The sequence below is a fragment of the Lentzea sp. DG1S-22 genome, assembly GCF_036321065.1.
Taxonomy (GTDB): domain Bacteria; phylum Actinomycetota; class Actinomycetes; order Mycobacteriales; family Pseudonocardiaceae; genus Lentzea; species Lentzea jiangxiensis.
The window spans coordinates 5,954,131-5,978,361 of sequence record NZ_CP143276.1; the positions used below are offsets into that span (position 1 = coordinate 5,954,131).

Here is a 24,231-nt window from a genome sequence, read left to right on the forward strand (position 1 = left end):
TCATCGGCGGGTGCTGCGCAACAACGCGAACGCGCGTTCGTCGCGGTCAGCGTGAGCGGGGTCCGAGCCTTCCGTGACACCGACGGTGACGTAGTCCTCGACCGCCCACCCGGTCCTGTCGAAGATCCGGCGAAGCCCCGCGTCCGAGAAGATCCAGAAGTTGGTGGCGTCGTTGTTGGCCTCGGTCGGGTGGAGCAGGTACGCCACGGGCAGGTGCGCGAACGCGGTCTCGTGGTCCGGCGAGAGCTGCGCGATCCGCGTGGAGACGACCAGGCGGTCGACGCGCTTCGCGAGCTCCTCGAGCACGTAGTACGGGTTCTTCAGGTGGTAGAGGATCCCGAGGAAGAAGACGAGGTCGTAGTGGTCGCGCGGCAGCCGGAACTGCGTGTCGAGGTCGATCTCGTGGATCTGCACGTCCGACGCGAGCTCCTCGCGCATCCGGCGAGCGCCGCGCACCCCGTTGAAGTTCGTGGGCGGGTTGTCGATCAGGTCGACGGAGCACCCCAGCCGCTGCTCGAGGAAGAAGGCGAAGTCGCCGTCCGCCGCCCCGACGTCCGCGACCGTGCCACCCGCGACCTGCCCGAACAGGTTCCTTCGTTCACCCGTGAGCATGGCGTCGAGGTGGTAGATGTTGGCCATCGTGTCGTACGGGTACCAGTCGAACTCGACGGTGAGCTGTTCCTTGCGCGTGAGCAGCTCTTGCCTGAAGTCCAGAGCCTGCTTCTTCACGACCTCGAAGTCCACGAACGGAGATTCTGCCCGACCCCGACCTGCGGCGTGGCGGGTACGTACAACCTGCCCGCAGTGCTACACGTCTACCTGTGTAGGTCACCCACCCGGAGGCGACACATGTGGATCACAGTGACGCTAGTCACATTGGGCGGTTTGGCGTTCTTGACGCGAACCGTAGCGGCCGTCCTGGCCGTTTCCTCTTCCAAGAAGGGGAACGATTACCCTGCGCCACAACCGTCCACCAATTGAGATACTCGTTCGGACTACGTCTTACGGACGATCGTCGACTTACCGTACGATCCTTTTGGGTCGTATGACTGATCGGTCACCCTAAAGGTGACCCCACAGGGGTAGGTGCGCCATGGACCACGCACTGAACAAGGTCATCGAGCTGCGCGAGAACGGCTTCCAGTTCCTCCACCTGAGGGACGACGCCGGGCAGCTCGACCGCATCATGGCGTTCAAGCAGCGCAGAGGCTTCATCGACTCGATCCTGTTCTGGTCGGAGACAGAGGCGCGAGCAGGGCGTTTGCCCGCAGTCCGCGACTCGGCCCGCCCGGCCCAGGCCGTGTGGATCTACGAGGGCCCGCTGATCGAGGCCGTCGACCGGCTGCTCGACCTGCCGGAGCCTGGTGCCCGCAACGCTCCTTCGCTCATGAAGGCGACCGCGTCCGACCTGGCCGTGGTGACGACGCTGCCGTTCAAGCTGAAGCTGCCGCCGGGCGCGATCGCCTAGCCCACTCGTTTCGAGGCCGCCGCGCTTTGTGGCGTTGATTCGTGCTGCCCGTTTCCGGCGCTGTGTTCGGCACGACGGGAACGGTGACGTCCGGTAGCGCGTCCGGCGCGGCGGTCATCGCATTTCCCAAGTCTGCGTTACCCGTGTCCTGGCCACACCAAAGGATGAAGAACTTCCCTCGCCCGAGTTACGGAGCTTGATGTAGAGGGTCAGAACACGACACCTTCGCGCCCATGAACCTCAGGAAGACCGTCGCGGGGGCCGCTGTCGCCCTCGGCAGCACCGCCGTCCTGCTCGGCCTGGGTGGGACCGCACACGCCGACATCGCGGACGCCACCGCGCACACGCAGCCCGACCTCGGTGGTCAGCTGGGTGACGTCGCGGCGATCGGCGACCTCGCGAAGGTCGACACGTCCGCCGTCGACGGCAAGATCCAGGCGATCAACGGGCAGGAACCGGACGTGGCCGCGATCGTCGAGAACGTCGACAGCGTGCCCGCCTCGACGCTGCTCGGTCTCAGCGAGCCGGGGAAGCCGCTGAACGGCCTCGCGCACGTCGACATCTGATCTGACCGGCGCTTCCTGACCGGGGCGGCGCCCGATTCCCTCCCCCTCGAATCGGGCGCCGTCCCTCTTTTCGGAAGCGCGGTGTCTAACGGCCTGCCGCATACCCCTGCGCGCCGCGCGGATTCGCACCGGCGCGCAGAAGTCCGTCGGAGGCGTCCCTCGACACAGCCGACATCCGGCCGAGGGTCCACTCGCCGGCGTCCACGACCTGGTGGCCACGCTCTCGCAACGCAGCCAGGACGTCCACGCCGGCACGGGACTCGATGACGAGCTCTCCCGGCGTCCAGGCACGCGGGTAGAACGAGCTCGGGAACGCGTTCGAGTGCCACATCGGCGAGTCGATCGCCTCCTGCAGGTTGAGGCCCGCCCGGTGCGCGAGCCAGAAGCCGAGCTGCCACTGGTCCTGCTGGTCGCCGCCGGGCGTGCCGAACGCCAGCGCGGGACGGCCGTCGCGCAGCGCCATCGACGGGGACAGGGTGATCCGCGGGCGCTTGCCCGGCGCCAGCGAGTTCGGCAGGCCCTCGTCCAGCCAGAACATCTGGGCGCGGCTGCCCAGGCAGAAGCCGAGCGACGGGATCGTCGGCGAGGACTGCAGCCAGCCTCCGGACGGCGTCGCGGAGACCATGTTGCCCCAGCGGTCCACGACGTCGACGTGCACCGTGTCGCCGCGCGTCACGCCGGAGCGGGCCACGGTGGGCTCCCCGATCGCGCCGGTCGGGTCGGAGACCGTGAACGACGGACCGCTCACGACGTGCTGCGGTAGCAGCGGTTCCCGGCCGTCGGGCGAGCCGGGGCGCAGCTCGAGGGACGCGGTGTCGGAGATCAGCGCGCGGCGTTCGGTGGCGTAGGCGCGGGAGACCAGCGTTTCCAGCGGCACGTCCGGAACGTCGCCGTACCAGGCCTCCCGGTCGGCGAACGCGAGCTTGGCGGCCTCCACGGCCAGGTGCACGGTCTCGGCGGTGGGCTTGCCGTCCACATAGGACAGGTCATACCCCTCCAGCAGCCGCAGCTGCTGCGCCAGGGCGGGTCCCTGCGTCCACGCGCCGGCCTTCACGAGCGACCACTCGTCGAAGTCGACGATGAGCGCGTCCTCGTACGACGCCTCCCACGACGCCATGTCGGCACCGGTCAGCACACCGGCGTGGTCGCGGCCGGAGTCGTCGCGGAAGGAGGAGCGGCAGAACTCGTCGACCTGCGCGGCCACGAACCCCTGCGACCACGCCCGGCGCGCGGCCTCGATCTGCGCCTCGCGGTCGGCTCCGGCGGCCTCGGCGGCGGCGAGCAGCCACTCCCAGGTGTCGGCGAGCGCCGGGTTGCGGAACCGGCCGCCGGGCGCGGGCAGGACGCCACCCGGCATCCACTGCGCGGCCGAGGTCGGCCAGTGCTCGGTGAAGAGGCCGGAGACCAGCCCGATGGTGTGCACGGCGCGTTCGACGAGCGGGAAGCCGTCGCGGGCGTAGCCGATCGCGCGGTCCAGCACCTCGCGCAACGTCTTGGTGCCGTGGTCACGCAGCAGAGTCAGCCAGCCGTCCCACGCACCCGGCACGGTGGCGGCCAGCAGACCGCTGCCGGGCACCAGCGACAGCCCCAGGCCGGTGTAGTGCTCGATCGACGCACCGGCCGGCGCCACGCCCTGCCCGCAGAGCACGCGCGGGGCAGCTCCGGCCGCCGAGAAGAGGATCGGCACCTCTCCGCCGGGGCCGTTGAGGTGCGGTTCCACGACCTGGAGCACGAATCCTGCGGTCACGGCGGCGTCGAAGGCGTTGCCGCCGTCCTCGAGCACGGCCATCGCCGAAGCCGAGGCCAGCCAGTGGGTGGAGGCGACCATGCCGAAGGTGCCGACGAGTTCGGGGCGGGTGGTGAACACCCCATAAAGGTACGCGGGGCTAACTATATTTCGTGACTCCAAGTGACGCATGCCCCAGACCCGAACGGAGCACCCTCAGGGACGGGTGCGACTTTGGTCGTAGCCGACCGTCACGGATCTCCTCCCAGAGGTCTACCGGCGCGGGCGATGTTTCGAACACGGTCGAACGGCACAGTTCTAGGCATGGGAATTCTCATGATCGCCACGATCTTCATCGGCCTCGCGCTCCTGGCGGCGGTGCCCCTGGTGGCGCTGCTCCACTGGACCGACCGTTGAAGTACAGGTAACGAGCGTTAACCTCCTCGCGAGCAGTTCGCTTCGAGGAGGGTGAAGGCATGGAGATCTCGGGTACCGCGGCCATCGTCACCGGTGGCGCGTCCGGTCTCGGTGGCGCGACCGCACGTGCGCTGGCGGCGCGGGGAGCGCAGGTGTTCGCGCTCGACCTGCCGAGCGCCGTCGAGAAGGCCGAGACGGTCGAGAACGTCACCTACCTGGCCGCCGACGTGACCTCGGGCGAAGAGGTCCAGGCCGCCGTCGACACCGCGGCGGGCTCCGGTGTCCCGCTGCGCATCACGGTGAACTGCGCGGGAATCGGCCCGTCGTCCCGCACGGTCGGCAAGACCGGCCCGCACGACCTCGACCTGTACCGCAAGATCATCGAGGTCAACCTGATCGGCACGTTCAACGTGCTGCGCCTCGCCGCCGCCGCGATGGGCAAGACCGAGGAGCTCGAGCACGGCGCCCGCGGCGTCATCATCAACACCGCCTCGATCGCCGCGTTCGACGGCCAGATCGGCCAGGTCGCCTACGCCTCGTCCAAGGGCGGCGTCGTCGGCATGACCCTCCCGGCCGCCCGCGACCTCAGCAGCGTCGGCATCCGCGTGCTGACGATCGCGCCGGGCATCGTCGACACCCCGATGCTCGCCACGGTCTCCGACGAGTTCCGCGCCGGCCTCGCCGCCGGCGTCCCGTTCCCGAAGCGCCTGGCGCAGCCCGCCGAGTACGCGCAGCTCGCGCTGTCGATCATCGAGCACGACTACCTGAACGGAGAGGTCATCCGCATGGACGGCGCTCTCCGCATGGCGCCCCGCTAGGGCCTGTCCCGTGGGTCCGTTCGATGAGAGTCACGGTCGAGAGACCCGGAGACGGTGCCGCCGCGGCGCCCTCACACCGGGCGCGGTGCCGTCTCCGGGGCCCTCGTCCGCGACTGTCGCGGACGAGACTCACGGGACAGGCCCTAGAGGTCTCCGGCGTACGGCAGGCGGGACATCGCGTCCGAGGTCATCCACTCGCGCAGGCGGTGGGTGGCCCGGACGTCGTCCTCGTTGTACTCCAGCAACCGCTGCCGCTGTTCGACGTCGAGCTCGTCGCCGTTCAGCCCGACCGCGGCCCGGTACCAGCGCATCGAGTTCTCGCCGCCGGCTTCCGGGTCGCGCCACCGGAAGCCCGCGACCGGCGCGATGATCTTCAGGCCCTTGCCGTGCGCGCACAGGAACTGCTCGCGGACGATCCCGAAGAGGTCGACCCACGAGTCGGAGTTGATGAACTCCTTGACCTGCGCGACCGTCGGGATGCCGGGCTTGCCCGCGAACCTCTCCGCCGACGCCAGCAGCCAGCGGTTCTCCGCGAGCTCGTTGTAGCAGTAGGCGCGGAACGACAGCCCGCGCGCCTTGGCCCGCAGTCGGATCCCGGTCAGCCAGGTCCAGAACTCGGCGAACGAGCGCGCCTCGTCGTCGCACGGCAGGGCTTCCCACGTGACGAACGCGCGGTAGCCGTGCTCCTCGTCGATGTCCTTCCCGGACAGCAGGCAGCCCCACATGTACGCGCCGAGGTCGCCGAAGCTCTCCATGTCGACGTCGACCTCGACGTCCGCGCGCGGCACGTTCATCTCGGGCACGCGGCGCACCAGCGTCAGGTCGCGCAGCCACGCCCTCGCCAGCACCACGGCGTCGCCGAACGGCATGCCGACGAGCTGGACCGGGCCTTCCGCCGACGGGTCGAGCTCGGCCAGCTTGTCCACAGTGGACAGACCGATCTTCCGCAACGCCACGGCGTCCTCGCCGCGCACGACGAGGCTGACGTCCCTGCCCCGCTTGAGGTCGCCGTCGCACGTCGGCCACCACGGGCACGTCTTGCAGTCGACGATCCGCGACGGCCTGGCCAGCGGCTCCCTGGAGTTCGCGGCGGCCAGGGCCACGGCGAGCCGGTCGCTGAACCGCGCGTCGTACTCCGCCAGCGCGGTGCGGCCGCCCGGCCACGTCGGCGCTTCCAGGTCGTGCCACAGCACGACGTCGGCGTCCATGCCGATCACGCCACCGGTGGCGCGCCCGGCCCTGGCGTACCCGGCCGCCTGCAGCTGCCGCTGGGCGTGGGCGAGCCTGAGCTGGTCGCGGGGCTGCGGGCGCACCTTGCGGTGCGGGTCGGTGCGGCTGCCACCGGGCAACGGCATCGACAGCGGGCTGGTCTTCGCGCCCTGGCCGGGATCGGTGATCTTGTGCCGCACCACCAGGACCGGCACGTACCCCGTGGCGTCCTTGACCAGCAGGTCGATCCCGCCACGGCGACCGCCGCGCGCGTCACGGGGCAGCGCGGCGCCCCAGATGTACGGCGCGCCCATCTCCATCGCGGCGAGCGTCACGCGTTCCCGGTCCGCGCTGCGCACCTCGGGCCCGTTCGGCACCTCGAAGAGGTTCGAGCCGACGATCCGCCCGAGCGCGTCCGCCACCGCGCGACGGTGGTTCGTCGCGTCCGCTTTCCGTTGTTCCGAAGCCGGATCCAGCGCCGCCTTGGGGGCGTCGCGCATTTCCGGATCGTTTTCGAGGTGCACCCGCCGCCGACAACGAGTGACCACGCCGGCGTCTAGCTGCACCTGGGAAGTCACAGGATGCAGGGTATGTCGCGCGTCGCGGAGATGTGTCGGCAACCTGCACAGTAAGTTCCACGTGACGGAGGAGGAGTACCCGAATGGCGCGCAAAGCGAAGGCGGGCTTCACGCCCAGCCGGGCGAAGAACCTGGTCGGTGTCGCGAAGGTGGTGGCTCCCGCGCTCATTCCGGTGCTGGCCCCGGTCATCGCCCGCGGAGCCGGGGTCCTGAGCGAGCGGTACGACCGCTACCGGGCGCGCAGGCTCGGCATCGACGTCGCCGACATCGGGAAGTACTCGGGGTACGGCGCCCGCCTGCACGCGCGGATCGTCGGCTTTTCGGACTCGCTCGAGAGTTTGCGGACTTCCGATTCCGAGTGGGTTTCGAAGACCGAGGCACGACTGGCGCAGTTGCTCGCCGCGGTGCGGGCTTCCGAACGCATGCCGGCGGCCCGGCGCAAGGCTGCGCACCGGGCCGTCGGGACGGATCTGGAGATGCTCGAGCAGGAACTGCTCAGGCGTTTGAACGTGCGCTGACGTCCGGGGCCTTCGGTGAGACGTCCGGGGTCTTCCCGGTCACCTCGGCCACGGCCTTGATCGCCGCCTCCTCGACCACCTGACCGGGGTCGAGGTGTGCGGTGACCTCCTCCATGACCTCGGCGACGCGCTCCTCGCGCCGGATCATCGGGTCGGAGCGCAGGTCCTTCGCGAGGGACACGCACAGCCCGATCATCACGACCATGAACGGCAGCGCCGCGATGATCGTCAGGTTCTGCAGGCCCGTCAGCGCGTTGGACCCGCCGACCAGCAGCATCACCGCCGCGACGGCACCGGTGGTCACACCCCAGAAGATCACCACGGGCTTCTTGGGCTGGATCGTGCCCTGCTGCGAGAGCGTGCCCATGACGATCGACGCCGCGTCCGCGCCGGACACGAAGAAGATCGCCACGAGGACCATCACCACGATTCCCGAGACGGTGGCCAGCGGGAACTGGTCGAGCAGCGAGAACAGCTGCGACTCCGGCGAGGACTGGCCGGCGAGGTCGACGCCGCCGCGCTGCTCGAAGATCGCCGTCCCGCCGAGGATCGCGAACCACACGAGCGACACCGCGGACGGCACCAGGATCACGCCCGACACGAACTGCTTGATGGTGCGCCCGCGCGAGATCCGCGCGATGAACATGCCGACGAACGGCGTCCACGAGATCCACCACGCCCAGTAGAAGATCGTCCAGCCGGACAGCCAGGTCTCGGTCGCGTCGCCACCGGAGGCGGCGGTGCGGCCCGCCATCGTCGCGAGCTCGCGGAAGTAGTCGCCGAGGGCGGTGGGCAGCAGGTTCAGGATGAACACGGTCGGCCCGACGACGAACAGGAACAGCGCCAGCACCACGGCCAGCACCATGTTGGTGTTCGACAGCCACTGGATGCCCTTCGCGACGCCCGAGACCGCGGACGCGACGAACGCCATCGTCAGCACGGCGATGATCGCGACCAGCACGCCCTTGCCGACCTGTCCTCCCCAGCCGGCGGCCTCCAGGCCGGACCCGATCTGCAGCGCGCCCAGGCCCAGCGACGCCGCCGAGCCGAACAACGTCGCGAAGATCGCCATGACGTCGATGGCGCGACCCCAGCCGGACGCGGCACGGCGTCCCAGCAGGGGCGCGAAAGCGGAGCTGATCAGCGAGGACCGGCCGCGGCGGAAGCTGCTGTACGCGATGGCGATGCCGACGATCGCGTAGATCGCCCACGGGTGCAGCGTCCAGTGGAACAGCGTGGTCGCCATCGCGGTCTCCAACGGGTCCCCGTCGGTGCCGGGCGGCGGCTTCACGAAGTGGGTGAGCGGCTCGTTGACGCCGTAGAACATGAGGCCGATGCCCATGCCGGCGCTGAACATCATCGCGACCCAGGACACGGTCTTGAACTCGGGCTTCTCGTCGTCCCTGCCGAGCGGGATCTTGCCGTAACGGCTGAACGCGAGCCACAGGGCGAAGACGACGAAGCCGGTGGCGGAGAGCACGAACGCCCATCCCAGGTGCTGGATGATCCATCCCAGCGCGGTCTTCGACGCGGACGCCAGACTTTCGGTGCCGATGATTCCCCAGGTCACGAACGCAAGCGTGAGACCTGCGGCAACGCCGAACACAACCCGGTCGGTACGGCCCGGCCTGTCGCATTGAACGGTCATGCGGCCCCGATTACCCGCTCGTAGACCTGTCGAAACTCCTCCGATTACCCTCAATCCTCGTGAGTACCTGGACGAACGAGTTGCGCACCCTGCGTGGTGTCGCGCTCGCGTCGACGTCCGCGGCGCTCACGATCACCGCCCACGGGCTGGGCGGCGGTGAGCTGACGGAGTTCGTCCACGCGCTTCCGCTGGTGGCGCTGATCGCGTTCGCGGCGGCCTCGCTCGCCGACAGGCGCACCGGGAAGCTCTCGGTCATCGCCGGGCTCGGCACGGCCCAGCTCGCGCAGCACCTGCTGCTCACCTGGGTCACCCACGAGCACAACAACACGCTGACCGGGCAGATGTTCGTGGCGCACCTCGTGGCCGCGACGCTGACCGGCCTGCTGCTCTTCCACGCCGAGAACGCCCTGTTCAGGCTGTTCGCCGCCGTCACCCGCCTGGTTCCCCGCAGGCTCACGCCGCTGCCGGTCGCGACGCCGGCGCGGACGTTCACCAGCACGCCGTACGTCCAGAACGCGCACTACCTGGACGTCGTCCGTGCGAATCGGCGGCGCGGCCCGCCCTGTGGCTCCTGATCATCCGCATTCCCCCACCGAACCCCTTGGCGATCAGGAGCCACAACTTCATGTCGACAAATCGATTCGGCGTGCGCACGCTCGCCGTCCTCGCCGTTGCCGGACTCGCCGTCCTCGGCACCCCCACCATCGCGTCGGCGCACGTCAGCGCCCAGCCCGCGGAGTTCACCCAGGGCGGCCGCGCGACCTTCGCGTTCCGCGTCCCGAACGAGCGGGACAACGCCGGCACCACCAAGATCGAGGTGACGCTGCCGCAGGACACGCCGCTCACCTCGGTGCGCACCAAGCCGATGCCCGGCTGGAAGGCCGAGGTCGTGAAGGGCAAGCTCGACAAGCCCGTGACCGTCGCCGGCAAGGAGGTCACCGAGGCGTTCACCTCGATCACCTGGACCGCGGAGGGCGCCACGAAGATCGGCGTCAACGAGTACCAGGAGTTCTTCGTCGCGCTCGGCACGCTGCCGGAGGGCAAGGACACGCTGCTCCTGCCGACCAAGCAGACCTACGAGAACGGCGAGGTCGTCGACTGGTCGCAGGCCCCCGGTGCCGACGGCAAGGAGCCGGAGCACCCGGCGCCCGCGCTGAAGCTCGCCCCGAAGAAGGCCGGTGACGACGGCCACGGCGGTCACGGCACGACCCCGGCCGCCAACACCGGTGGTGACACGCACGAGGCGTCCGCCGCCGGTTCCGACAAGACCGCCCGCTACCTCGGTGGCGCCGGTCTGGCCGTCGGCGCGCTCGGCCTCGGCTTCGGCGTCGGCGCGATCCTGCGTTCGAGGCGCAAGGCATGAAGCGAGCGCTGATCGCGTTCCTGTTCGCCGGTGCGGCCGTGCTCGGCACGGCCGCGCCCGCGGCGGCGCACAACGCGTTGATCAGCAGCGACCCGAAGGACAAGACCTCGCTGGAGGTCGGTCCGTCGACCGTCACGCTGACATTCGACCAGGACGTGCAGGGCGGCGCGGGGGTCAACACGATCACCGTCGTCGACGCGAACGGGGGCCACTACGAGGCCCCCGGCGACCCGACGATCAAGGACACGGCCGTGTCCGCGAAGGTCAACGCCCTCGGCAAGGCCGGGCAGTACAGGATCGGCTACCGGATCCTCTCCGCCGACGGCCACCCGGTGTCCGGTGAGCTGACGTTCACGCTGACCAAGGACGGCACGGGCACGCCCACCACCCCCGCGAACCCGGACTCCGCGTCCGGCGGCGGTTCGGGTGACGGCCTGCCGGTCTGGGTGTGGATCGTCGGCGCCGTGGTGCTGCTCGGCGGCGGCGTGTTCTTCGCGCTGCGCGGCGGGGGCGCGAAGGCATGAGCGACGTCCGGACCGGCGCCCCCACCCACTACCGCGTGCTCGCCGGCCTGGTGTCCGGCGCGCTCGCGGGCATCGCGCTCGGCCTCGTGCTGGCACCACCCGTCGTGGTGGCCGGGGTCGTCGACGCCGGGGCGGCGGTCCGGTACGGCCTGCCGGTCACGCGGGTGCTGCTCGACGTCTCGGCGACGGTCGTCGTCGGGCTGTCGATCCTGCCGAAGCTGCTCGGCTTCGACCGGCCCACGCACACCGAACCCGTCATGCGGATCGCCCGGCCGGCCGCGGTCGTCGCCGCCGCCGTCTGGGTGGTCACCGCGCTGACGGCCATCGCGCTGCAGGCCGCCGAGCTGCGGCCGGGCAGCACCGTCAGCATCGGCAACGCCGTCGAGTACATCGCGACCGTGGGCGCCGGCAAGGGCCTGCTCTTCAGCGCGACCTGCGCGCTCGTGTACCTGGTCTTCGGTGTCATGGCCGTGCGCAGCGGGGAGTCCGTGCCCGCCGAGCTGCGCATCCTCGTCTCGATGTTCGGCCTGCTGCCGATCCCGGTGACCGGGCACGCCTCCAACTGGAAGTACCACGACTACTCGATGGTCTCCATGGAGCTGCACGTGCTGGGCGCCGCGGCGTGGACCGGCGGGCTCGGGGCGCTGATGGCGCTGGTCGTCCACCGCAAGGGCCTGCTGGCGATCGCGCTGCCGAGGTTCTCGAAGATCGCGACGATCAGCCTCGTCGTGGTCACGGTGACGGGCCTGTTCAACGGGCTCCTCGAACTTCTCCTCAACCCGGTCGTGCCGTTCCCGCGGTCGATGTTCACCACCGGCTACGGGTTGCTCTTCCTCGGCAAGGCGGTCTGCGCGGTGCTGATCGCCGTGCTCGGCGCGCACATCCGGTGGCGGCTGCTGCCGAAGATCTCCCGGCACGAGGTCACCGCGATCGTGCAGTGGGCGGTCCTCGAGGTGACGATCATGGGTATCGCGTTCGGCCTCGCGGTGGTGCTGAGCCGCGCGCCCGTCAGCTGAACCCCGTCGCCACCCTGACCAGGTCGGCGAGAGCGCGCGACCGGGCGTGCGGTGGCCACGCGATCACCGTCGTCACCTTCTGCGCGTCGACCACCGGTACCGCGACCACCCCTTCGGCCAGTCTCGTGCGGTAGGCCTCGGGCAGCACGGCGACCGCCCGGCCCAGCTCGACCAGCTGGAACAACTGGGTCAGGTTCCGCACCTCGACACCGGAACCGTCCGGGTAGGTGCCGTCCTGGGCGGGCCACCGCGCGAGCTCCGGCAGGGCCTCGACGTCGGCCTGCCGCAGCCCCGGCCGGGCCGCGAGCGGGTGCGCCGACGACATGACCACGACCTGGCCCTCGGTGTGGAGCACCTCCACGTCGAGGCCCGCCGTCGGCTCGTAGGGCTCGTGCAGCAACGCCACGTCAGCGCGTCCGTCGAGCAGCGCGAGGTGCGTGTTGGACTCGCACAGCAGGACCTCGACGGGAACGGCGCCGGGCTCGGCCGCGTACGCGTCGAGCAGCTTCGCCAGCACCTCGCCCGTGCCACCCGCCTTGGAGGCCAGCACCAGCGAGGGCCTCTCCTCGGCGGCACCGCGGGTTCGTCGTTCGGCCGCCGCGAGCGCACCCAGGATCGCCCTGCTCTCGGCCAGGAGCACCTCGCCGGCGTTCGTGAGCGAGACCCTGCGGCTGGTGCGGGTCAGCAACGCGACCCCGAGCCGGTGTTCGAGCTGGGCGATCGTGCGCGAGAGCGGCGGCTGGGCGATGCCGAGGCGTTCGGCGGCGCGGCCGAAGTGCAGCTCTTCCGCGACCGCGACGAAGTACCGGAGCTCCCTGGTCTCCACGCCGTCCACGGTATCCATAGCGGTCGGGTATCGCTGCGACACCGAAGCGGTGTTGGTCTTGAACGCCACTCCGACCACGATCGAAGTCATGGGCGAAAAGACGATTGCGCTGGTCACCGGCGCGAACAAGGGCATCGGGTACGAGATCGCGGCGGGCCTCGGCGCGCTCGGGATGAGCGTCGGGGTCGGGGCACGTGACCGTCAGCGCGGCGAGGAAGCGGCAGCGAAACTGCGAGCCAACGGCGCAGATGCGTTCTTCGTGCCGTTGGACGTGACCGACGACGAGAGCGTCACCTCGGCCGCGTCGTTGCTGGAGGAACGGTTCGGGCGGCTCGACGTGCTGGTCAACAACGCGGGGATCGCCGGGGCGTGGCCCTCGAAGCCGTCGGTCGTCACCCCGGATGACCTCCGGGAGGTGCTGGAGACCAACGTGATCGGCGTCGTCCGGGTCACCAACGCGCTGCTGCCGCTGCTGGAGCGGTCCACCCACCCGCGGATCGTCAACCAGTCGAGCCACCTGTCGTCGCTGACCCTGCAGACGACACCCGGCGTGGAACTCGGCGACGCCGACGGGGGCTACACGCCGACGAAGACGTTCCTGAACGCGGTCACTGTCCAGTACGCCAAGGAGCTCACCGGGATGAAGGTCAACGGGGTCTGCCCCGGTTACGTGGCGACCGATCTCAACGGCCACCAGGGGACCGAAACCCCCGCGAACGGCGCCAAGGCCGCCATCAGGCTGGCGACGCTGCCCGAGGACGGTCCGACCGGCGGCCTGTTCGACGACGCCGGAACCGTGCCCTGGTGAGGCCGGTCGGATGTTCAACGTGAAACATCCACGATCCGGCTGGACTCGGTGAGTGGTCCGATCAACGCGGCGAGCTGCCCACGAAAGGACTAATCAGTGATCAGTCGGGCCGAAGATTCCTCGCGCATCCGCGCCAGCCGGTTCATCGTCCGCTGGCCGCGGCGGTCCAGCTCCCGGCTGTCGATCCAGCCGTTGGCGTAGTAGCGGTAGTCCTGCGCCAGCGCCACGAGCTCGGCGAGGTAGTCGGCGGATCGGCGCCGTCGCTCCTCGTCGAACCCCGCGAGCAGTGGCAGCTGGGTGTCCACCACCTCGTCGAGCAACTGCGCGGACCGCAGCGCTCTCCTGGAACGCCACCTCCGGGTAATGCTCACGCGCCGCACCTCGTCCTCCGCCCGACCTGCCGCACCCCGGGCGTGGATTTCCCGCCCGTCGATGCTGCATTCGTGCGCGAAGGTCCTGGCGTTACCGGTTCGTGTCCCACGCCATCCAAAAGTGGTGCTACAGGTCCAAACGAGATGGCTCAGGCCGCCGTGTCGGTGCCGGTGAAGCGCGCGACGCGCTCGGCCAGCTCGCGGGCTTCGGGGTTGTTGCGGCGCTTCTCGGCCTCCTGGCGCAGCGGCTCCATGCGCTGCTTCGTGCGCACCGACTTCAGGCCCTCGGACAGGTCGACCGCCTGGCCACCGACCTTGGCGCCGTGGTCGATGTCGCCCTGGATGAGGTGGTTGATCGACATCGAGGTGAGGTTGAACGACCGGCTGCGGGCCATGTCGTCGCCGAAGCTGTTGATCGCCTTGGACAGGTAGGGGATCGCGGTCCGCGCGTACTTGGCGTCCACCGACTGGGCCAGCTCCGTGTGCACCGTGCCGATCATCGACGAGAGGTCGACCTCGTTGAAGAACCTGGCCCAGGCGGGGGCTTCGGCGACGTCGGCGCGGGAGAACTCGTCGCGCGCGCGGCCGAGCAGCTTGAGCGCCTGCTCGTCGGAGCCCATCTTCGCGTAGGCCCAGGCCTCGTTCGCGCAGAGGATGCCCACCGCGAGCTCGGAACCGGAGTTCTGCGCGGCCAGCTGCCCCAGCTGGAACACCTTGAGCGCGTCGTCGGGGGCGTTCTGGTGCAGGTAGACGCGGCCCATGCGGTACAGGATGTTCGCCATCAGGGCCTCGTTGTCGCCCTGCTTCGCGAGGTCGAGCGCCTGGCCGAAGTGGTTGCGGGCCGAGTCCATCAGGCCCGTGTCGAACGACGTCCAGCCGGCGAGGTTGTGCAGGTCGGCCAGGGCGACGAAGAGCCGCTGGCGGACGATGTCCGTGGAGCTGGCGCCGAGCATCTGCTGCCCCCAGGACAGCTGGGCGACCACGGCGTCACGGCACGAGCCGCCGCCGTACTGGTAGTCGAGGGCACGCAGAGCCCGCGTCGCCGCTTCGACCTGGCGCACATCGGTCATGCCGATGCGTCCCGGAGCCGGAGTCTGTGTGGGGTGGGAAACCCACGACCCGGAGTCCGCTCCGAACACGGCCGCGCCGACTGTCACGGCGGCGGCGTGCGCGAGGAACTTCCGACGCTTCACCGACTCTTCCTCCTCAGGATGGGGTGAATCCGCGGCTGCGGCCACCCTCACTGCCGTTGTCTCGTCATAGGCGAGACCCATGTATCCACGTGGGACACCCAGACCCACGGCGATCCTCGTCAGGACGTCGTACGCCATCACCTGGCGTCCCTTGAGGATCTCCGAGACCTCGGACTGCGACTGGCCAGTGAGCGCCGCGATCTGGCGCTGGGACACACCGTGCCGCCGGAGCAGCCGGTAAACCGAGCTGATCTCCCGTCGCGCCAGTGCGTCCCGCATCTCCGGGTGGTCCCACACCTCGGTGGGGATCGGAGAGCCCTGGGAACTCATGGTGTTCATCGCGCACCCTCACAGTCCGTTGGGCGTCATCGGCAGACTAGGGGCAGGTCCCCGAGCCCGAGAAGTCCTCTTCGGCGGGGCTGATCGGCCCTGCCGAACACCGCTTACCGCTCACCGTAAGAGTCCCACCGGTCAGCGCTGCGACGTCCCGTTCCGGCATGAATCATCGCAATCTGGATCCCGGTAAGCGAGTGAGCACGGAGAGGAACGACCTGATAGTGGACAGCTCCTCCTCGTACTCCACCTCCATTGTGGAGACGGGTGACACCGACTCCACATGGCGCGGCACGACCGGGCAGCGTCGGACGTGGCAGATCAGCTGCGGCGACGTGGTCGACCGGGACCGCCAGCTCACCGTGAAGGTGGTGCAGGGCCAAGTGGTCCTGGTAGGCCCTCCCGGTGAGACGGCAGTCTTGTCCCACGACCAGCTCGTACAGCTCAGGGCTGCGCTACGCGAAGCCGCCGACCAGGCGGAAAGGTGACGGTGACGTTTCGATGGACGCGATCCTCGGACAGGTTCTTCGCAACGCTGTGTGGGAACGCCTCGACCTGCTCACGGAGCTGGCGAGCCGCGCTGACGCCCCGTCCCTGCTGTCGGTGGCCCGGTCCGAGCTCCCTCGGCTGACCGAGGGATGGCGCGCTCTGCTGGCGGCGCACGAGCCGGACGAGAAGGGCAACTGCCCCGAGTGCTCCGGCCGCTGGCGCCAGCAGAAGTCACCTTGCTCGGTGTGGCGCGCCGCGTACGAACACCTGGTCGCGGGCGGACTCGCCCCGCGCCCGGCTCGCCACCTGCGCGAGGCCCCGGTGACCCCTCCTGTCACCCGGTCCCGCCGCGCGGTGGCTCGAGCCCACTAACGGGCGTTTGCGACCGACCTGGCGTCCCCCCGACACGACCAGGTCTGCAAACCGCCTACTGACCGGTGGTCCGCGATGTGCGAACCCCCGACCGCTACATCGCGGACCCCGGTCAGCTCACCCAACTCCACAGATTCCCGCGGGCCGGCGACGTGCACCTTCCCTCCCCGACCGTCGCCGGTCCGCGGTCACCAAACCCGGCCCCTGTCTGCACCTCCCGCGCAGGCAGGGGCCGTTTCCACGACTGCGCGGGGATCGGGCCGGAGCCCGCGAACGCGACTAGCCCCGTCCTCCGAGCTTCTCCTCGGCCGCCCGCGCGACGAGGACCGGCAAGAAGGACTCGATCTTCGCGTTGTCGATGATCTCGTCGTAGGCCTCGCGCACGGCGCGCTGAACGGCCTGGTCGTCGTACTGGTCACCGACGCGGCGCCGCACCTCGGAAGCCGCCTGGCGCACCTGGTCCTCGGCGTCGGCGTGCAGGCCGCGCGGGTCGCGCACCCGGTGGCCGTCGATCGTTCCGGTCATGGTGTCCTCCCTCGGTTCAGGTGGCCGGGGAGTTCCCGTTCTCAGCGGTGCGTACCCGTCTTCCACGCGAGGTACGAGATCAGGCCGGGGAACAGCCGTCCCGAGATCTCGAACGCCTTGAGCTGCCACGGGAAGAGGTGCTCGCCGCGCTCCTTCTCCACCGCGTCGACGATCGCCTTCGCGCACTGCGCGGGCGTGACCGTCGGGATCATCCTGGCGACCGCCGGGAACCGCTCCTCCACGCCGGGGTTGTTCGTGAAGTACTCGCTCGACACCTTGCCCGGCACGACCTCGCTGATCCCGACGCCGGTCCCCCGCAGGTCGAGGCGCAGCGACGCCGTGAGACCGCGCAGCGCCCACCGCGACGACTGGTAGCCCACGCAGCCGGGGATCGGCAGGCGCGACACCGGCGAGTTCACGTTGACGATCCAGCCGGAGCCACGAGACCGCATGGCACCCAGGTACTCCCTGGTCAGGAGCAACGCCGCCAGGTACGGCACGGCGGTCATGGTCTGCAGCTCGTCGGCCGACGTGTCGTCCAGGAACAGCCAGCGGCCGGCACCCGCGTTGTTGACGAGCACGTCCGGGGCCGGAACGTCCTCGGCGAGTGCGCGGATCTGCGCGCCGTCCGCGAGATCGGCCGGGTGGGCGGTCGCCGAGCCGCCGAACTCCGCGATCCGCTTGACCTGCTGATCCAGCAGCTCAGCGCTCCGGGCCACAAGGTGGACATGGGCGCCGTGCGCGGCGAACCGGAACGCGGTCTCCGCGCCGATCCCCTGGGACGCTCCCGTGACCAGGACCCGCTTGCCCTCGACCTGCATCAGACCACCGATCGCACTCGACTCATCAACACCGCCGCCAGCGCCGTCGCCAGCGCCGACACCGCGAAAAGCCCGCGGTAGCCACCCAGGCCGGCCAAGATCACCGCGGTCAGCAAAGGAGCGATGACCTGCGGCAGCGCGTTGGCGACGTTCAGCACGCCGAGGTCCTTGGCCCGGTCGGACGCCGCCGGCAGCACCTGGGTCAGCAGCGCGATCGCGACCGCCCAGTAAGTGCCGAAGCCGACGCCGAGCAGCGGCGCGGCGATCAAAGCGCTCGTCCAGGTGGGCCAGACGACCAACAACAACGCGGCAACCGCCATCACCACGGCCGCCAGGTACACGTACGGCTTCCGCCGCCCGGAACGATCACTCCGTGCGCCGAACAGCACCGCTCCTGCGGCGAGCGCCACCCCGTAGAGCGCCATCAGCACCAGCAGACCGTCTTCCGGCGACGGGTGGCGGACGACGTCGCCCAGGAAGAAGAGGAGGTAGAGCGTCCCGAACGCGTTGCCGAGGTTGATCATGAGGTGGCCGAGCCAGGCCCAGGCGAAGTCGGGGTGCTCGCGCGGGGAGATCCAGAACGTCGGCTTGACCGGCTTGGCGACGAGCTGCGTGTCCGGCGTGCGCCAGACGAAGAAAAGCGCTCCCACGACCACGATGGCAGCACACGCCAGATAGCCCGCGGTCAGTCCGCTGACCAGCAACGTCACGACGACCGCGCCCAGCACCGTGCCGAGCATCTGGCTGATGCCGATGAGCCCGCCGACCTGCGCCCGCTGCACGACGGGCACGCGGTCCGGCACCGCGGAGGTCAGCGCGGCGAGCATGCCGCCGATCCCCGCCTGCACCAGACACCAGCCCACGGTCATGACGAACACCGACGGCGCGTTGGCGAGAACGGCAAGACCGACGGCACCGACAGCAGCGCCGGCCAGCGTCCACGGATGACGACGACCGAACCGCGAGGTCGTGCGGTCGGACAAGAACCCGATCAGCGGCACGACCAGCAACGACACCAGGGCGCCGACGCCGGTGACGATGCCGAACACCAGCTCCTTGTCCGCCTTGTCCAGCAGCTCGGCCTGCTGCGGCAGCAAGACCTGGATGGGCGCGTAGATCGCGAGCCACAGCCCCAGGTTCGCCGCGAAGAGCCAGGCCATCCAGCCTCTTCTGACCGGGACCACCGGTTCGGCGAGCGCCTCACCCACCGCTGATCACCTCGCGGTACCAGTGGAACGAGTCGCGCGGCGTGCGGACCTGCGTCTCGTAGTCGACGTGGACCAGGCCGAACCGCTGCGAATACCCGGCCTCCCACTCGAAGTTGTCGAGCAGCGACCACACGAAGTACCCGCTGACGCCCGCCTCCCGAGCGGCCTCGAGGTGCCCGTCCAGGTAGGAGATCCGCTCGGCGTCGTGGAGGTCTTCCGGGAAGCTGCAGCCGCTCTCGGTGACGTGCACCGGCGGCAGCGACGGGTGGCGTTCGCGCAGCTGGGCGATCATCTCGCTCAGCCCGGACGGCACGATCGGCCAGCCGAACCCGGTGCGCGGGTACTCGTCGATCTCCACCAGCTCGAACGGCAGCGGGTTGCCCTCGGACGGCGACTTCAGCCGCGTCGGGTTGTAGTAGTTGACCCCGTAGAAGTCGAGCGGCTGGTGGATCGTGGCCAGGTCATCTCCGGCGACGGGCAGGAGATCGGCGACTGCGTCCGGATATCGGCCCGACAGCACCGGGTCGGCGTAGAGCCAGTTGTGGATCTCGCTGTAGGCCTCGGCGGCCGCTACGTCGTTCGGCGCAGCCGGCCAGGCCGGCGTGTGGTTGTTCGCCGTGCCAACCGCTTGCGCGCCGTACGAACGGAGCACCTGGACCGCGCGGCCGTGGGCGAGGTTCAGGTGGTGGGCGGTCGGCAACGCGTCGAAGAGCAGCGTCTTGCCCGGTGCGTGCTCACCGATCGCATAGCCCTGCAACGTCACCATCGCGGGTTCGTTGATCGGGATCCACAGCTCCACGCGGTCGGCGAGCCGGTCCGCGACCAGCGCCGTGTAGTCGGCGAACCGGTCGGCGACGTCCCGGTTGAGCCAGCCACCCTCCGCTTCGAGCTCCAGCGGCGTGTCCCAGTGGTACAACGTCACCACCGGTGCGATGCCGGCGTCGACGAGGGCGTCGACCAGGCGGTCGTAGAAGTCGAGTCCCTCGGCGTTGACGGGTCCCCTGCCGGAGGGCTGGACGCGCGGCCACGCGATGGAGAAGCGGTACGCGTTGACGCCGAGCTGCGTCATCAGCGCCACGTCCTCGCGCCACCGGTGGTAGTGGTCGCACGCGACGGAAGCGTTCTGGTTCTCGTGCACCGGGGTGAACGCGTCCCACACGGAGGGGCCTCGACCGCCGGCGTCGAACGCGCCCTCGATCTGGAACGCGGACGTCGACACTCCCCACAGGAAGCCGCTCATCGATCCTCCAAATGTGAAACTTGTTCGGATCGTAGGCGTGTTGACGGCTTCGGGGAAGTGAAAGAGCCGTACAACAGGCAAGATGGAAGTACCCGAACTACTGGGAGTCGCCGTGACGAGCACCACCCCGCTTCGCCGTCAGCCCGTCCAGCAGCGCAGCGCCAAGAGAGTCGAGCGAATGCTCGAGGCGTGCGCGACCCTGATCGACGAGGTGGGCTACGACGGCGTCACCACGACGTTGATCGCGGAGAGGGCGGGCGTCGCGGTCGGTTCGCTCTACCAGTTCTTCCCGGACAAGAGAGCCGTCGTGCAGGCGCTGACGCTGCGCAACGTCGACAAGTTCTCCCAGGGCATCACCGAACGGCTCGAGCAGGCGACACTCGAGCACTGGTGGGACGCCGTGGACACGGTGTTCGACGTGTACGTGACGATGCACCGCGAGATCCCCGCGTTCGGGAAGCTGCACTTCGGTGACGTCGTGGACATGCGCCTGCTCGACGACCGGCGCGACAACAACGCCGTCATCTCCGACAAGATCTCGGAGCTGATCTCGGGCAAGTTCGGCATCCCGATGGGCGAGGTCGGCCTGCCGATCGCGATCGCCGTCGAGGCCGCCGACGCCGTGCTGAAGATGGCCTTCCGCAACAACCCCGTCGGCGACCCCGCGATCTTGGCCGAGGCCAAGGCGCTGGTCAGGGGCTACCTGTCATCACGCCTGCCCGCCTAGCCGAAGTTGCGGCGCTCGCCGCGGTACGTGGGCACGGTGCGCTCGATGCGGTCACCGTGCACCAGGTGCACCTCGTCGAACCGCTCGAACAACTCGCCCGCCTTGGCGTGCCGCATCCAGACGCGGTCGCCGATCCGCAGCTGTTCCGCCGCCCTGCCGGTCACCGGCGTCTGCACCTCGCCGGCGCCCTCGAGCCCGAGCGTCTTGAGCCCCTCCGGCAGGTACGGCGAGGGCTGGCGGTCGGGGGTGGGCGTGCCGGACGCGATGTAGCCGCCGGCGAAGAGGGTGGCGACCCGCTTGGCCGGCTTGCGCACCACCGGCAACGCGAAGAGCGCGGCGGGCTGCGGCTTGAACGCCTGGTAGGCGTCGAACAACGTCGGTCCGAACAGGCCGCTGCCCGCCGCGAGCTCGGTGACCGACGGGTCGGACCCGGTCAGCTCCAGACTGCCGGTGCCACCGCCGTTGACGAACTCGAGGTCGGCGACCTGCCGCACCGCGCGGATCACGGCGGTCCGCCGTTCGACCAGCTCCGGCCCGGACCTCGCCTGGATGAACCGGATCCCGATCGCCCGGAAGGGCTGACCGGGCGGCTTGTCCCCCAGCCCGGCGATCTGCCCCTCGTAGGCCATGACCCCGACGAGCTGGAACCCGGTGCGGCGCACGATCTTCGCGGCGAGCGCCCTCGCCTGCTGCGGCGTGTGGACCGACGACCGCCGCGGACCGATGTGGACACCCGGCAACGGCCGCCACGACACGTCGAGCTCCAGGCACACCCGGATGTCGGCGTGCGGCCCGACGGCGGCGTCCACGAAGTCGAGGTGCTCCACCGAGTCGACCATGATCGTCACGCGCTGCCGCGCCGTCTCGTTGGCGGCGAGCTTCTGCAGAGCGGCCCGATCGGCCGTCGGGTAGGCGACCAGCAGGTCGTCGCTCACGTTCTGCTCCGACAACCACAACGCCTCGGCCAGCGAGTAGCACATGACCCCGGCGTAACCGGGCCGTTCGAGCGCCCGGCACACCAGGTCGCGCACGCGAACCGACTTGCTCGCCACCCGGATCGGATGACCGGCAGCGCGACGGGCGAGGTCCGCCGCGTTGTGGTCGAAGGCGTCCAGGTCGACGATCGCGAACGGAGGATCCAGGTCCTTCGTCGCGGCGTCGAGTCGAGTTCTGCGCATGCTCTGACGGTACGTCCTCCACCCTTGAAACGTGAAGGGCTTTCACTTACGTTACCCGCAGGTCACACTCTCTCGTGGAGGTTCGCGTGTGGACGAACTGGGCTGGAACTGCTTCGTGCACGCCGACGCGCGTCGTCCACCCCGCCGGCACGGACGAGATCGCCGAGGCGGTCCTCTCGGGTTCGCGCGTCCGCGCGCGGGGCAGCGGCCACTCGTTCAACGACATCGCCGTGGCCCCCGAGACGGCGCTCGACCTCGACCGCTGGACGGGCATCGTCCGCGCGGACGCGGAAACCGGCCTGGTCACCGTCCGCTCGGGCACTCCCCTGTGGTCGTTGAACGCGGACCTCCACCGCCTCGGCCTGGCCATGCCGAACCTCGGCGACATCGACGCCCAGACCGTCGCCGGCGCGATCTCCACCTCGACCCACGGCACCGGCGCCAAGCTCGGCGTCCTCGCCACCGCCGTCGAGTCCCTCGAACTCGTCCTGGCCGACGGCTCGGTCGTCACCTGCTCCCGAACCGAACGCCCGGACCTCTTCAACGCGGCCCGCGTGGGCCTCGGCGCCCTCGGCGTCATCAGCACCCTGACCCTGCGCTGCGTACCGTCGTTCGTCCTGCGGGCGTCGGAGTCCCCCGGCCGCCTGGACGCGGTGCTGGAGCAGTTCGACGACCTCTGCGCCGTGGAGGACCACGTCGAGTTCCACTGGTTCACCCACTCCGACCGCGTGATCCTCAAGCGCAACAACAGGATCACCGAACCGGCCCGCCCGCTCTCGAAGCTCCGCCAGACCTGGGAGTACGAGGTGATGGAGAACGCGGCGTTCGGCGCCGTGACCAAGGTGGCACGCAGGTTCCCGCGCTACACCAAGCGCCTCAACGAGGTCTGCGGCTCCCTGATCTCCGAACGGTCCTATTCGGACTACTCGCACAACGTCTTCGTGACCCCGCGCCGAGTCCGCTTCGTGGAGACCGAGTTCTCGATCCCCCGCGAAACCCTGTTGGACGTCATCGCGGAACTCCGCGCGGTGGCCGACAAGCTGGGCGACCGCGACCACCTGATCGTCCCGTGCGAGGTGCGCGTAGCCCAGGCAGACGACATCTGGCTCTCGACGGCCAACGGCCGAGACACCGCGTACATCTCGATGCACCAAGCACTCGGCATGCAGTACAAGGCTTTCTTCGACGCGTACGCGAGCATCGCCGCGTCAGTAGGAGGCCGCCCGCACTGGGGCAAGATGCACGACCTGACCGCGACCGAACTGCGCCCGCTCTACCCGCACTTCGACGACTTCCTGCGGGTGCGCGACGAGGTGGACCCGGGCCGCACCTTCACCAACCAGTACCTGGACCGCGTGCTGGGCACCTGACCACGAAACCGAAGGCGAGCCGATCCCAGCCGCGATGCCGAAGGCGAGGCGTGCCATCAACCCAGGAGACCAACGCGAGGCAACAGGCCGCCCGCAAAGCAACCACCCGCAGAAGCCCGCCACCAGCGAACCCCACGGCCAGAGCGCACACACCAGCGACACCGCACGCTAACGCAGGCGTCCCCCCACTCTCAGGACCCCTCGCAACACAACCTACCCAGCACCCCCGACAAGATCAGAGAACAGCGCGAACCGCCTCACCCACAGGCGTCTCGCCCTCGACCAACTCGAGGGTCTTCCCCACGGTCCCGGGAGCCCCCAGCAACTCCACCAGCACAGCAGCGACATCAGCCCGGGCAACCGACCCCCGGGGCAACCGAGGCGCGGCAAGGGTCACCAGCCCGGTCCCGGGCCCGTCCACCAACCGCCCCGGCCGGAGGATCGTCCAGTCGAGGTCCCGACCGCGAAGATCCTCTTCGGCCATCTTCTTGGCCTTCAGGTACACGGCGAACTCGGGGTCCACATCAGGCGAGTCGGCGGCTTCGATGCCCACCGACGACACCTGGACGAACCGCCGCACCCCCGCCTCCACGGCAGCGGAGGCGAAGAGGGCGGCGGCCCCGTAGTCCACGGTGTCCTTGCGGGCGGCGCCGGATCCGGCACCCGCACCGGCGGCGAACACAGCCGCGTCAGCGCCGTTCAAATACGAGGCGACCGAGTCGAGGTCGGCAGACTCCAGGTCGCACAACACCGGAACGGCTCCGGCTTCCTGCACGTCACCAAAGTGATCGGGATTGCGGACCAGTGCGGTGGCGGCGTGTCCACGGGTGGCCAGCTGCTGCTCGAGGAGCAGCGCGATCTGCCCGTGTCCGCCGGCTATGACTACTCGCATGTCCCGACCGTAGATCAGTGTGCGGCG

Annotated in this window: 26 protein-coding genes; 13 read left to right on the forward strand and 13 right to left on the reverse strand. The window is 69.7% G+C overall.

Features of this window, described 5'->3' with window-relative positions:
* Positions 1 to 744: a class I SAM-dependent methyltransferase gene (locus tag V1227_RS27840; protein ID WP_329788367.1), complete on the reverse strand. Its 744-nt coding sequence runs from the start codon at positions 742 to 744 to the stop codon at positions 1 to 3.
* Positions 745 to 1,093: 349 nt separating this feature from the next.
* Between V1227_RS27840 and V1227_RS27845 the strand changes: the two genes are divergently transcribed.
* Together V1227_RS27845 and V1227_RS27850 are read left to right on the forward strand one after the other, a co-directional pair.
* Positions 1,094 to 1,468, forward strand: coding sequence for a hypothetical protein (locus V1227_RS27845; RefSeq protein WP_236215813.1), 375 nt, complete (start codon positions 1,094 to 1,096; stop codon positions 1,466 to 1,468).
* Between the two features lie 233 nt (positions 1,469 to 1,701).
* Positions 1,702 to 2,034: a hypothetical protein gene (locus V1227_RS27850; protein WP_329788368.1), complete on the forward strand. Its 333-nt coding sequence runs from the start codon at positions 1,702 to 1,704 to the stop codon at positions 2,032 to 2,034.
* Between the two features lie 85 nt (positions 2,035 to 2,119).
* On the opposite strand, the gene V1227_RS27855 is transcribed toward V1227_RS27850, so the two are convergent.
* Positions 2,120 to 3,901, reverse strand: coding sequence for a gamma-glutamyltransferase family protein (locus V1227_RS27855; RefSeq protein WP_329788369.1), 1,782 nt, complete (start codon positions 3,899 to 3,901; stop codon positions 2,120 to 2,122).
* A 335-nt stretch (positions 3,902 to 4,236) separates the two neighbouring features.
* Here V1227_RS27855 and V1227_RS27860 point away from each other — a divergent pair, with 335 nt between their 5' ends.
* A complete protein-coding gene (locus tag V1227_RS27860) occupies positions 4,237 to 4,995 on the forward strand; it encodes an SDR family NAD(P)-dependent oxidoreductase (protein ID WP_236217095.1) in 759 nt (252 codons plus the stop codon).
* A gap of 143 nt (positions 4,996 to 5,138) precedes the next feature.
* On the opposite strand, the gene V1227_RS27865 is transcribed toward V1227_RS27860, so the two are convergent.
* Positions 5,139 to 6,782, reverse strand: coding sequence for a TM0106 family RecB-like putative nuclease (locus V1227_RS27865; RefSeq protein WP_329788370.1), 1,644 nt, complete (start codon positions 6,780 to 6,782; stop codon positions 5,139 to 5,141).
* 83 nt (positions 6,783 to 6,865) lie between these two features.
* Between V1227_RS27865 and V1227_RS27870 the strand changes: the two genes are divergently transcribed.
* Entirely contained in the window at positions 6,866 to 7,300 is a 435-nt protein-coding gene (locus V1227_RS27870) for a DUF6474 family protein (RefSeq protein WP_329788371.1), read from the forward strand.
* On the opposite strand, the gene V1227_RS27875 is transcribed toward V1227_RS27870, so the two are convergent.
* Positions 7,278 to 8,948 (reverse strand): BCCT family transporter, encoded by a 1,671-nt coding sequence (locus V1227_RS27875; protein WP_329788372.1) that lies wholly within the window; start codon positions 8,946 to 8,948, stop codon positions 7,278 to 7,280. The two genes, V1227_RS27870 and V1227_RS27875, sit on opposite strands and share 23 nt — an antisense overlap.
* Before the next feature lie 59 nt (positions 8,949 to 9,007).
* On the opposite strand from V1227_RS27875, the gene V1227_RS27880 reads away from it, so the two are divergent.
* From V1227_RS27880 to V1227_RS27895, 4 genes are read left to right on the forward strand one after another with little or no spacing between them, the layout of a single operon-like run.
* On the forward strand, positions 9,008 to 9,523 hold the full coding sequence (locus V1227_RS27880; RefSeq protein WP_329788373.1) for a hypothetical protein: 516 nt from the start codon (positions 9,008 to 9,010) through the stop codon (positions 9,521 to 9,523).
* Between the two features lie 50 nt (positions 9,524 to 9,573).
* Entirely contained in the window at positions 9,574 to 10,311 is a 738-nt protein-coding gene (locus tag V1227_RS27885) for a YcnI family copper-binding membrane protein (protein WP_329788374.1), read from the forward strand.
* Complete coding sequence (locus tag V1227_RS27890) at positions 10,308 to 10,835, forward strand: copper resistance CopC family protein (RefSeq protein ID WP_329788375.1); 528 nt, start codon at positions 10,308 to 10,310, stop codon at positions 10,833 to 10,835. Before V1227_RS27885 ends, V1227_RS27890 begins: the two co-directional genes overlap by 4 nt.
* Positions 10,832 to 11,851, forward strand: coding sequence for a copper resistance D family protein (locus V1227_RS27895; RefSeq protein WP_329788376.1), 1,020 nt, complete (start codon positions 10,832 to 10,834; stop codon positions 11,849 to 11,851). Before V1227_RS27890 ends, V1227_RS27895 begins: the two co-directional genes overlap by 4 nt.
* Here the strand turns inward: V1227_RS27895 and V1227_RS27900 are convergent.
* The gene (locus tag V1227_RS27900; RefSeq protein ID WP_329788377.1) at positions 11,844 to 12,695 is read right to left on the reverse strand and encodes a LysR family transcriptional regulator; all 852 of its coding nucleotides are present in this window, start codon (positions 12,693 to 12,695) and stop codon (positions 11,844 to 11,846) included. The two genes, V1227_RS27895 and V1227_RS27900, sit on opposite strands and share 8 nt — an antisense overlap.
* Before the next feature lie 70 nt (positions 12,696 to 12,765).
* Between V1227_RS27900 and V1227_RS27905 the strand changes: the two genes are divergently transcribed.
* Positions 12,766 to 13,485, forward strand: coding sequence for an SDR family oxidoreductase (locus tag V1227_RS27905; protein WP_329788378.1), 720 nt, complete (start codon positions 12,766 to 12,768; stop codon positions 13,483 to 13,485).
* Between the two features lie 89 nt (positions 13,486 to 13,574).
* Here V1227_RS27905 and V1227_RS27910 read toward each other — a convergent pair whose 3' ends face one another.
* The gene (locus V1227_RS27910) at positions 13,575 to 13,856 is read right to left on the reverse strand and encodes a hypothetical protein (protein WP_090101956.1); all 282 of its coding nucleotides are present in this window, start codon (positions 13,854 to 13,856) and stop codon (positions 13,575 to 13,577) included.
* A 149-nt stretch (positions 13,857 to 14,005) separates the two neighbouring features.
* Positions 14,006 to 15,388, reverse strand: coding sequence for a helix-turn-helix transcriptional regulator (locus V1227_RS27915; RefSeq protein ID WP_236217113.1), 1,383 nt, complete (start codon positions 15,386 to 15,388; stop codon positions 14,006 to 14,008).
* A 191-nt stretch (positions 15,389 to 15,579) separates the two neighbouring features.
* Here V1227_RS27915 and V1227_RS27920 point away from each other — a divergent pair, with 191 nt between their 5' ends.
* Positions 15,580 to 15,870 carry a hypothetical protein gene (locus V1227_RS27920; RefSeq protein ID WP_374235836.1) on the forward strand — a complete coding sequence of 97 codons (291 nt, stop codon included), beginning with the start codon at positions 15,580 to 15,582 and terminating at the stop codon, positions 15,868 to 15,870.
* A 13-nt stretch (positions 15,871 to 15,883) separates the two neighbouring features.
* On the forward strand, positions 15,884 to 16,243 hold the full coding sequence (locus V1227_RS27925) for a hypothetical protein (RefSeq protein WP_030480258.1): 360 nt from the start codon (positions 15,884 to 15,886) through the stop codon (positions 16,241 to 16,243).
* 279 nt (positions 16,244 to 16,522) lie between these two features.
* Here the strand turns inward: V1227_RS27925 and V1227_RS27930 are convergent, their stop codons facing one another.
* Genes V1227_RS27930 through V1227_RS27945 form a run of 4 tightly spaced genes read right to left on the reverse strand, consistent with a single transcriptional unit; the run spans position 16,523 to position 20,037 of the window.
* Positions 16,523 to 16,768, reverse strand: coding sequence for a three-helix bundle dimerization domain-containing protein (locus tag V1227_RS27930; RefSeq protein WP_329788379.1), 246 nt, complete (start codon positions 16,766 to 16,768; stop codon positions 16,523 to 16,525).
* A gap of 41 nt (positions 16,769 to 16,809) precedes the next feature.
* Positions 16,810 to 17,589, reverse strand: coding sequence for an SDR family NAD(P)-dependent oxidoreductase (locus tag V1227_RS27935; protein WP_329788380.1), 780 nt, complete (start codon positions 17,587 to 17,589; stop codon positions 16,810 to 16,812).
* Positions 17,589 to 18,749 (reverse strand): MFS transporter, encoded by a 1,161-nt coding sequence (locus V1227_RS27940; RefSeq protein ID WP_329794128.1) that lies wholly within the window; start codon positions 18,747 to 18,749, stop codon positions 17,589 to 17,591. Before V1227_RS27940 ends, V1227_RS27935 begins: the two co-directional genes overlap by 1 nt.
* Before the next feature lie 40 nt (positions 18,750 to 18,789).
* On the reverse strand, positions 18,790 to 20,037 hold the full coding sequence (locus V1227_RS27945; protein ID WP_329788381.1) for a GH1 family beta-glucosidase: 1,248 nt from the start codon (positions 20,035 to 20,037) through the stop codon (positions 18,790 to 18,792).
* An 82-nt stretch (positions 20,038 to 20,119) separates the two neighbouring features.
* Here V1227_RS27945 and V1227_RS27950 point away from each other — a divergent pair, with 82 nt between their 5' ends.
* The gene (locus V1227_RS27950) at positions 20,120 to 20,764 is read left to right on the forward strand and encodes a TetR/AcrR family transcriptional regulator (protein WP_218130449.1); all 645 of its coding nucleotides are present in this window, start codon (positions 20,120 to 20,122) and stop codon (positions 20,762 to 20,764) included.
* Here V1227_RS27950 and V1227_RS27955 read toward each other — a convergent pair.
* Complete coding sequence (locus V1227_RS27955; RefSeq protein WP_329788382.1) at positions 20,761 to 21,942, reverse strand: amino acid deaminase/aldolase; 1,182 nt, start codon at positions 21,940 to 21,942, stop codon at positions 20,761 to 20,763. The genes V1227_RS27950 and V1227_RS27955 overlap by 4 nt on opposite strands.
* An 86-nt stretch (positions 21,943 to 22,028) precedes the next feature.
* Here V1227_RS27955 and V1227_RS27960 point away from each other — a divergent pair, with 86 nt between their 5' ends.
* Entirely contained in the window at positions 22,029 to 23,312 is a 1,284-nt protein-coding gene (locus V1227_RS27960; protein WP_329788383.1) for a D-arabinono-1,4-lactone oxidase, read from the forward strand.
* A gap of 235 nt (positions 23,313 to 23,547) precedes the next feature.
* On the opposite strand, the gene V1227_RS27965 is transcribed toward V1227_RS27960, so the two are convergent.
* Positions 23,548 to 24,204, reverse strand: coding sequence for an NAD(P)H-binding protein (locus V1227_RS27965; RefSeq protein ID WP_329788384.1), 657 nt, complete (start codon positions 24,202 to 24,204; stop codon positions 23,548 to 23,550).
* Between the last annotated feature and the right edge of the window lie 27 nt (positions 24,205 to 24,231).

Coding starts and splice junctions, on each gene's coding strand:
- V1227_RS27845 (WP_236215813.1), top strand. CDS start 1,094: ATGGACCACGCACTGAACAAGGTCATCGAGCTGCGCGAGAACGGCTTC.
- V1227_RS27850 (WP_329788368.1), top strand. CDS start 1,702: ATGAACCTCAGGAAGACCGTCGCGGGGGCCGCTGTCGCCCTCGGCAGC.
- V1227_RS27860 (WP_236217095.1), top strand. CDS start 4,237: ATGGAGATCTCGGGTACCGCGGCCATCGTCACCGGTGGCGCGTCCGGT.
- V1227_RS27870 (WP_329788371.1), top strand. CDS start 6,866: ATGGCGCGCAAAGCGAAGGCGGGCTTCACGCCCAGCCGGGCGAAGAAC.
- V1227_RS27875 (WP_329788372.1), bottom strand. CDS start 8,948: ATGACCGTTCAATGCGACAGGCCGGGCCGTACCGACCGGGTTGTGTTC.
- V1227_RS27885 (WP_329788374.1), top strand. CDS start 9,574: ATGTCGACAAATCGATTCGGCGTGCGCACGCTCGCCGTCCTCGCCGTT.
- V1227_RS27890 (WP_329788375.1), top strand. CDS start 10,308: ATGAAGCGAGCGCTGATCGCGTTCCTGTTCGCCGGTGCGGCCGTGCTC.
- V1227_RS27895 (WP_329788376.1), top strand. CDS start 10,832: ATGAGCGACGTCCGGACCGGCGCCCCCACCCACTACCGCGTGCTCGCC.
- V1227_RS27900 (WP_329788377.1), bottom strand. CDS start 12,695: ATGGATACCGTGGACGGCGTGGAGACCAGGGAGCTCCGGTACTTCGTC.
- V1227_RS27905 (WP_329788378.1), top strand. CDS start 12,766: ATGGGCGAAAAGACGATTGCGCTGGTCACCGGCGCGAACAAGGGCATC.
- V1227_RS27915 (WP_236217113.1), bottom strand. CDS start 15,388: ATGAACACCATGAGTTCCCAGGGCTCTCCGATCCCCACCGAGGTGTGG.
- V1227_RS27925 (WP_030480258.1), top strand. CDS start 15,884: ATGGACGCGATCCTCGGACAGGTTCTTCGCAACGCTGTGTGGGAACGC.
- V1227_RS27930 (WP_329788379.1), bottom strand. CDS start 16,768: ATGACCGGAACGATCGACGGCCACCGGGTGCGCGACCCGCGCGGCCTG.
- V1227_RS27935 (WP_329788380.1), bottom strand. CDS start 17,589: ATGCAGGTCGAGGGCAAGCGGGTCCTGGTCACGGGAGCGTCCCAGGGG.
- V1227_RS27940 (WP_329794128.1), bottom strand. CDS start 18,749: ATGGCCTGGCTCTTCGCGGCGAACCTGGGGCTGTGGCTCGCGATCTAC.
- V1227_RS27945 (WP_329788381.1), bottom strand. CDS start 20,037: ATGAGCGGCTTCCTGTGGGGAGTGTCGACGTCCGCGTTCCAGATCGAG.
- V1227_RS27950 (WP_218130449.1), top strand. CDS start 20,120: ATGGAAGTACCCGAACTACTGGGAGTCGCCGTGACGAGCACCACCCCG.
- V1227_RS27955 (WP_329788382.1), bottom strand. CDS start 21,942: ATGCGCAGAACTCGACTCGACGCCGCGACGAAGGACCTGGATCCTCCG.
- V1227_RS27965 (WP_329788384.1), bottom strand. CDS start 24,204: ATGCGAGTAGTCATAGCCGGCGGACACGGGCAGATCGCGCTGCTCCTC.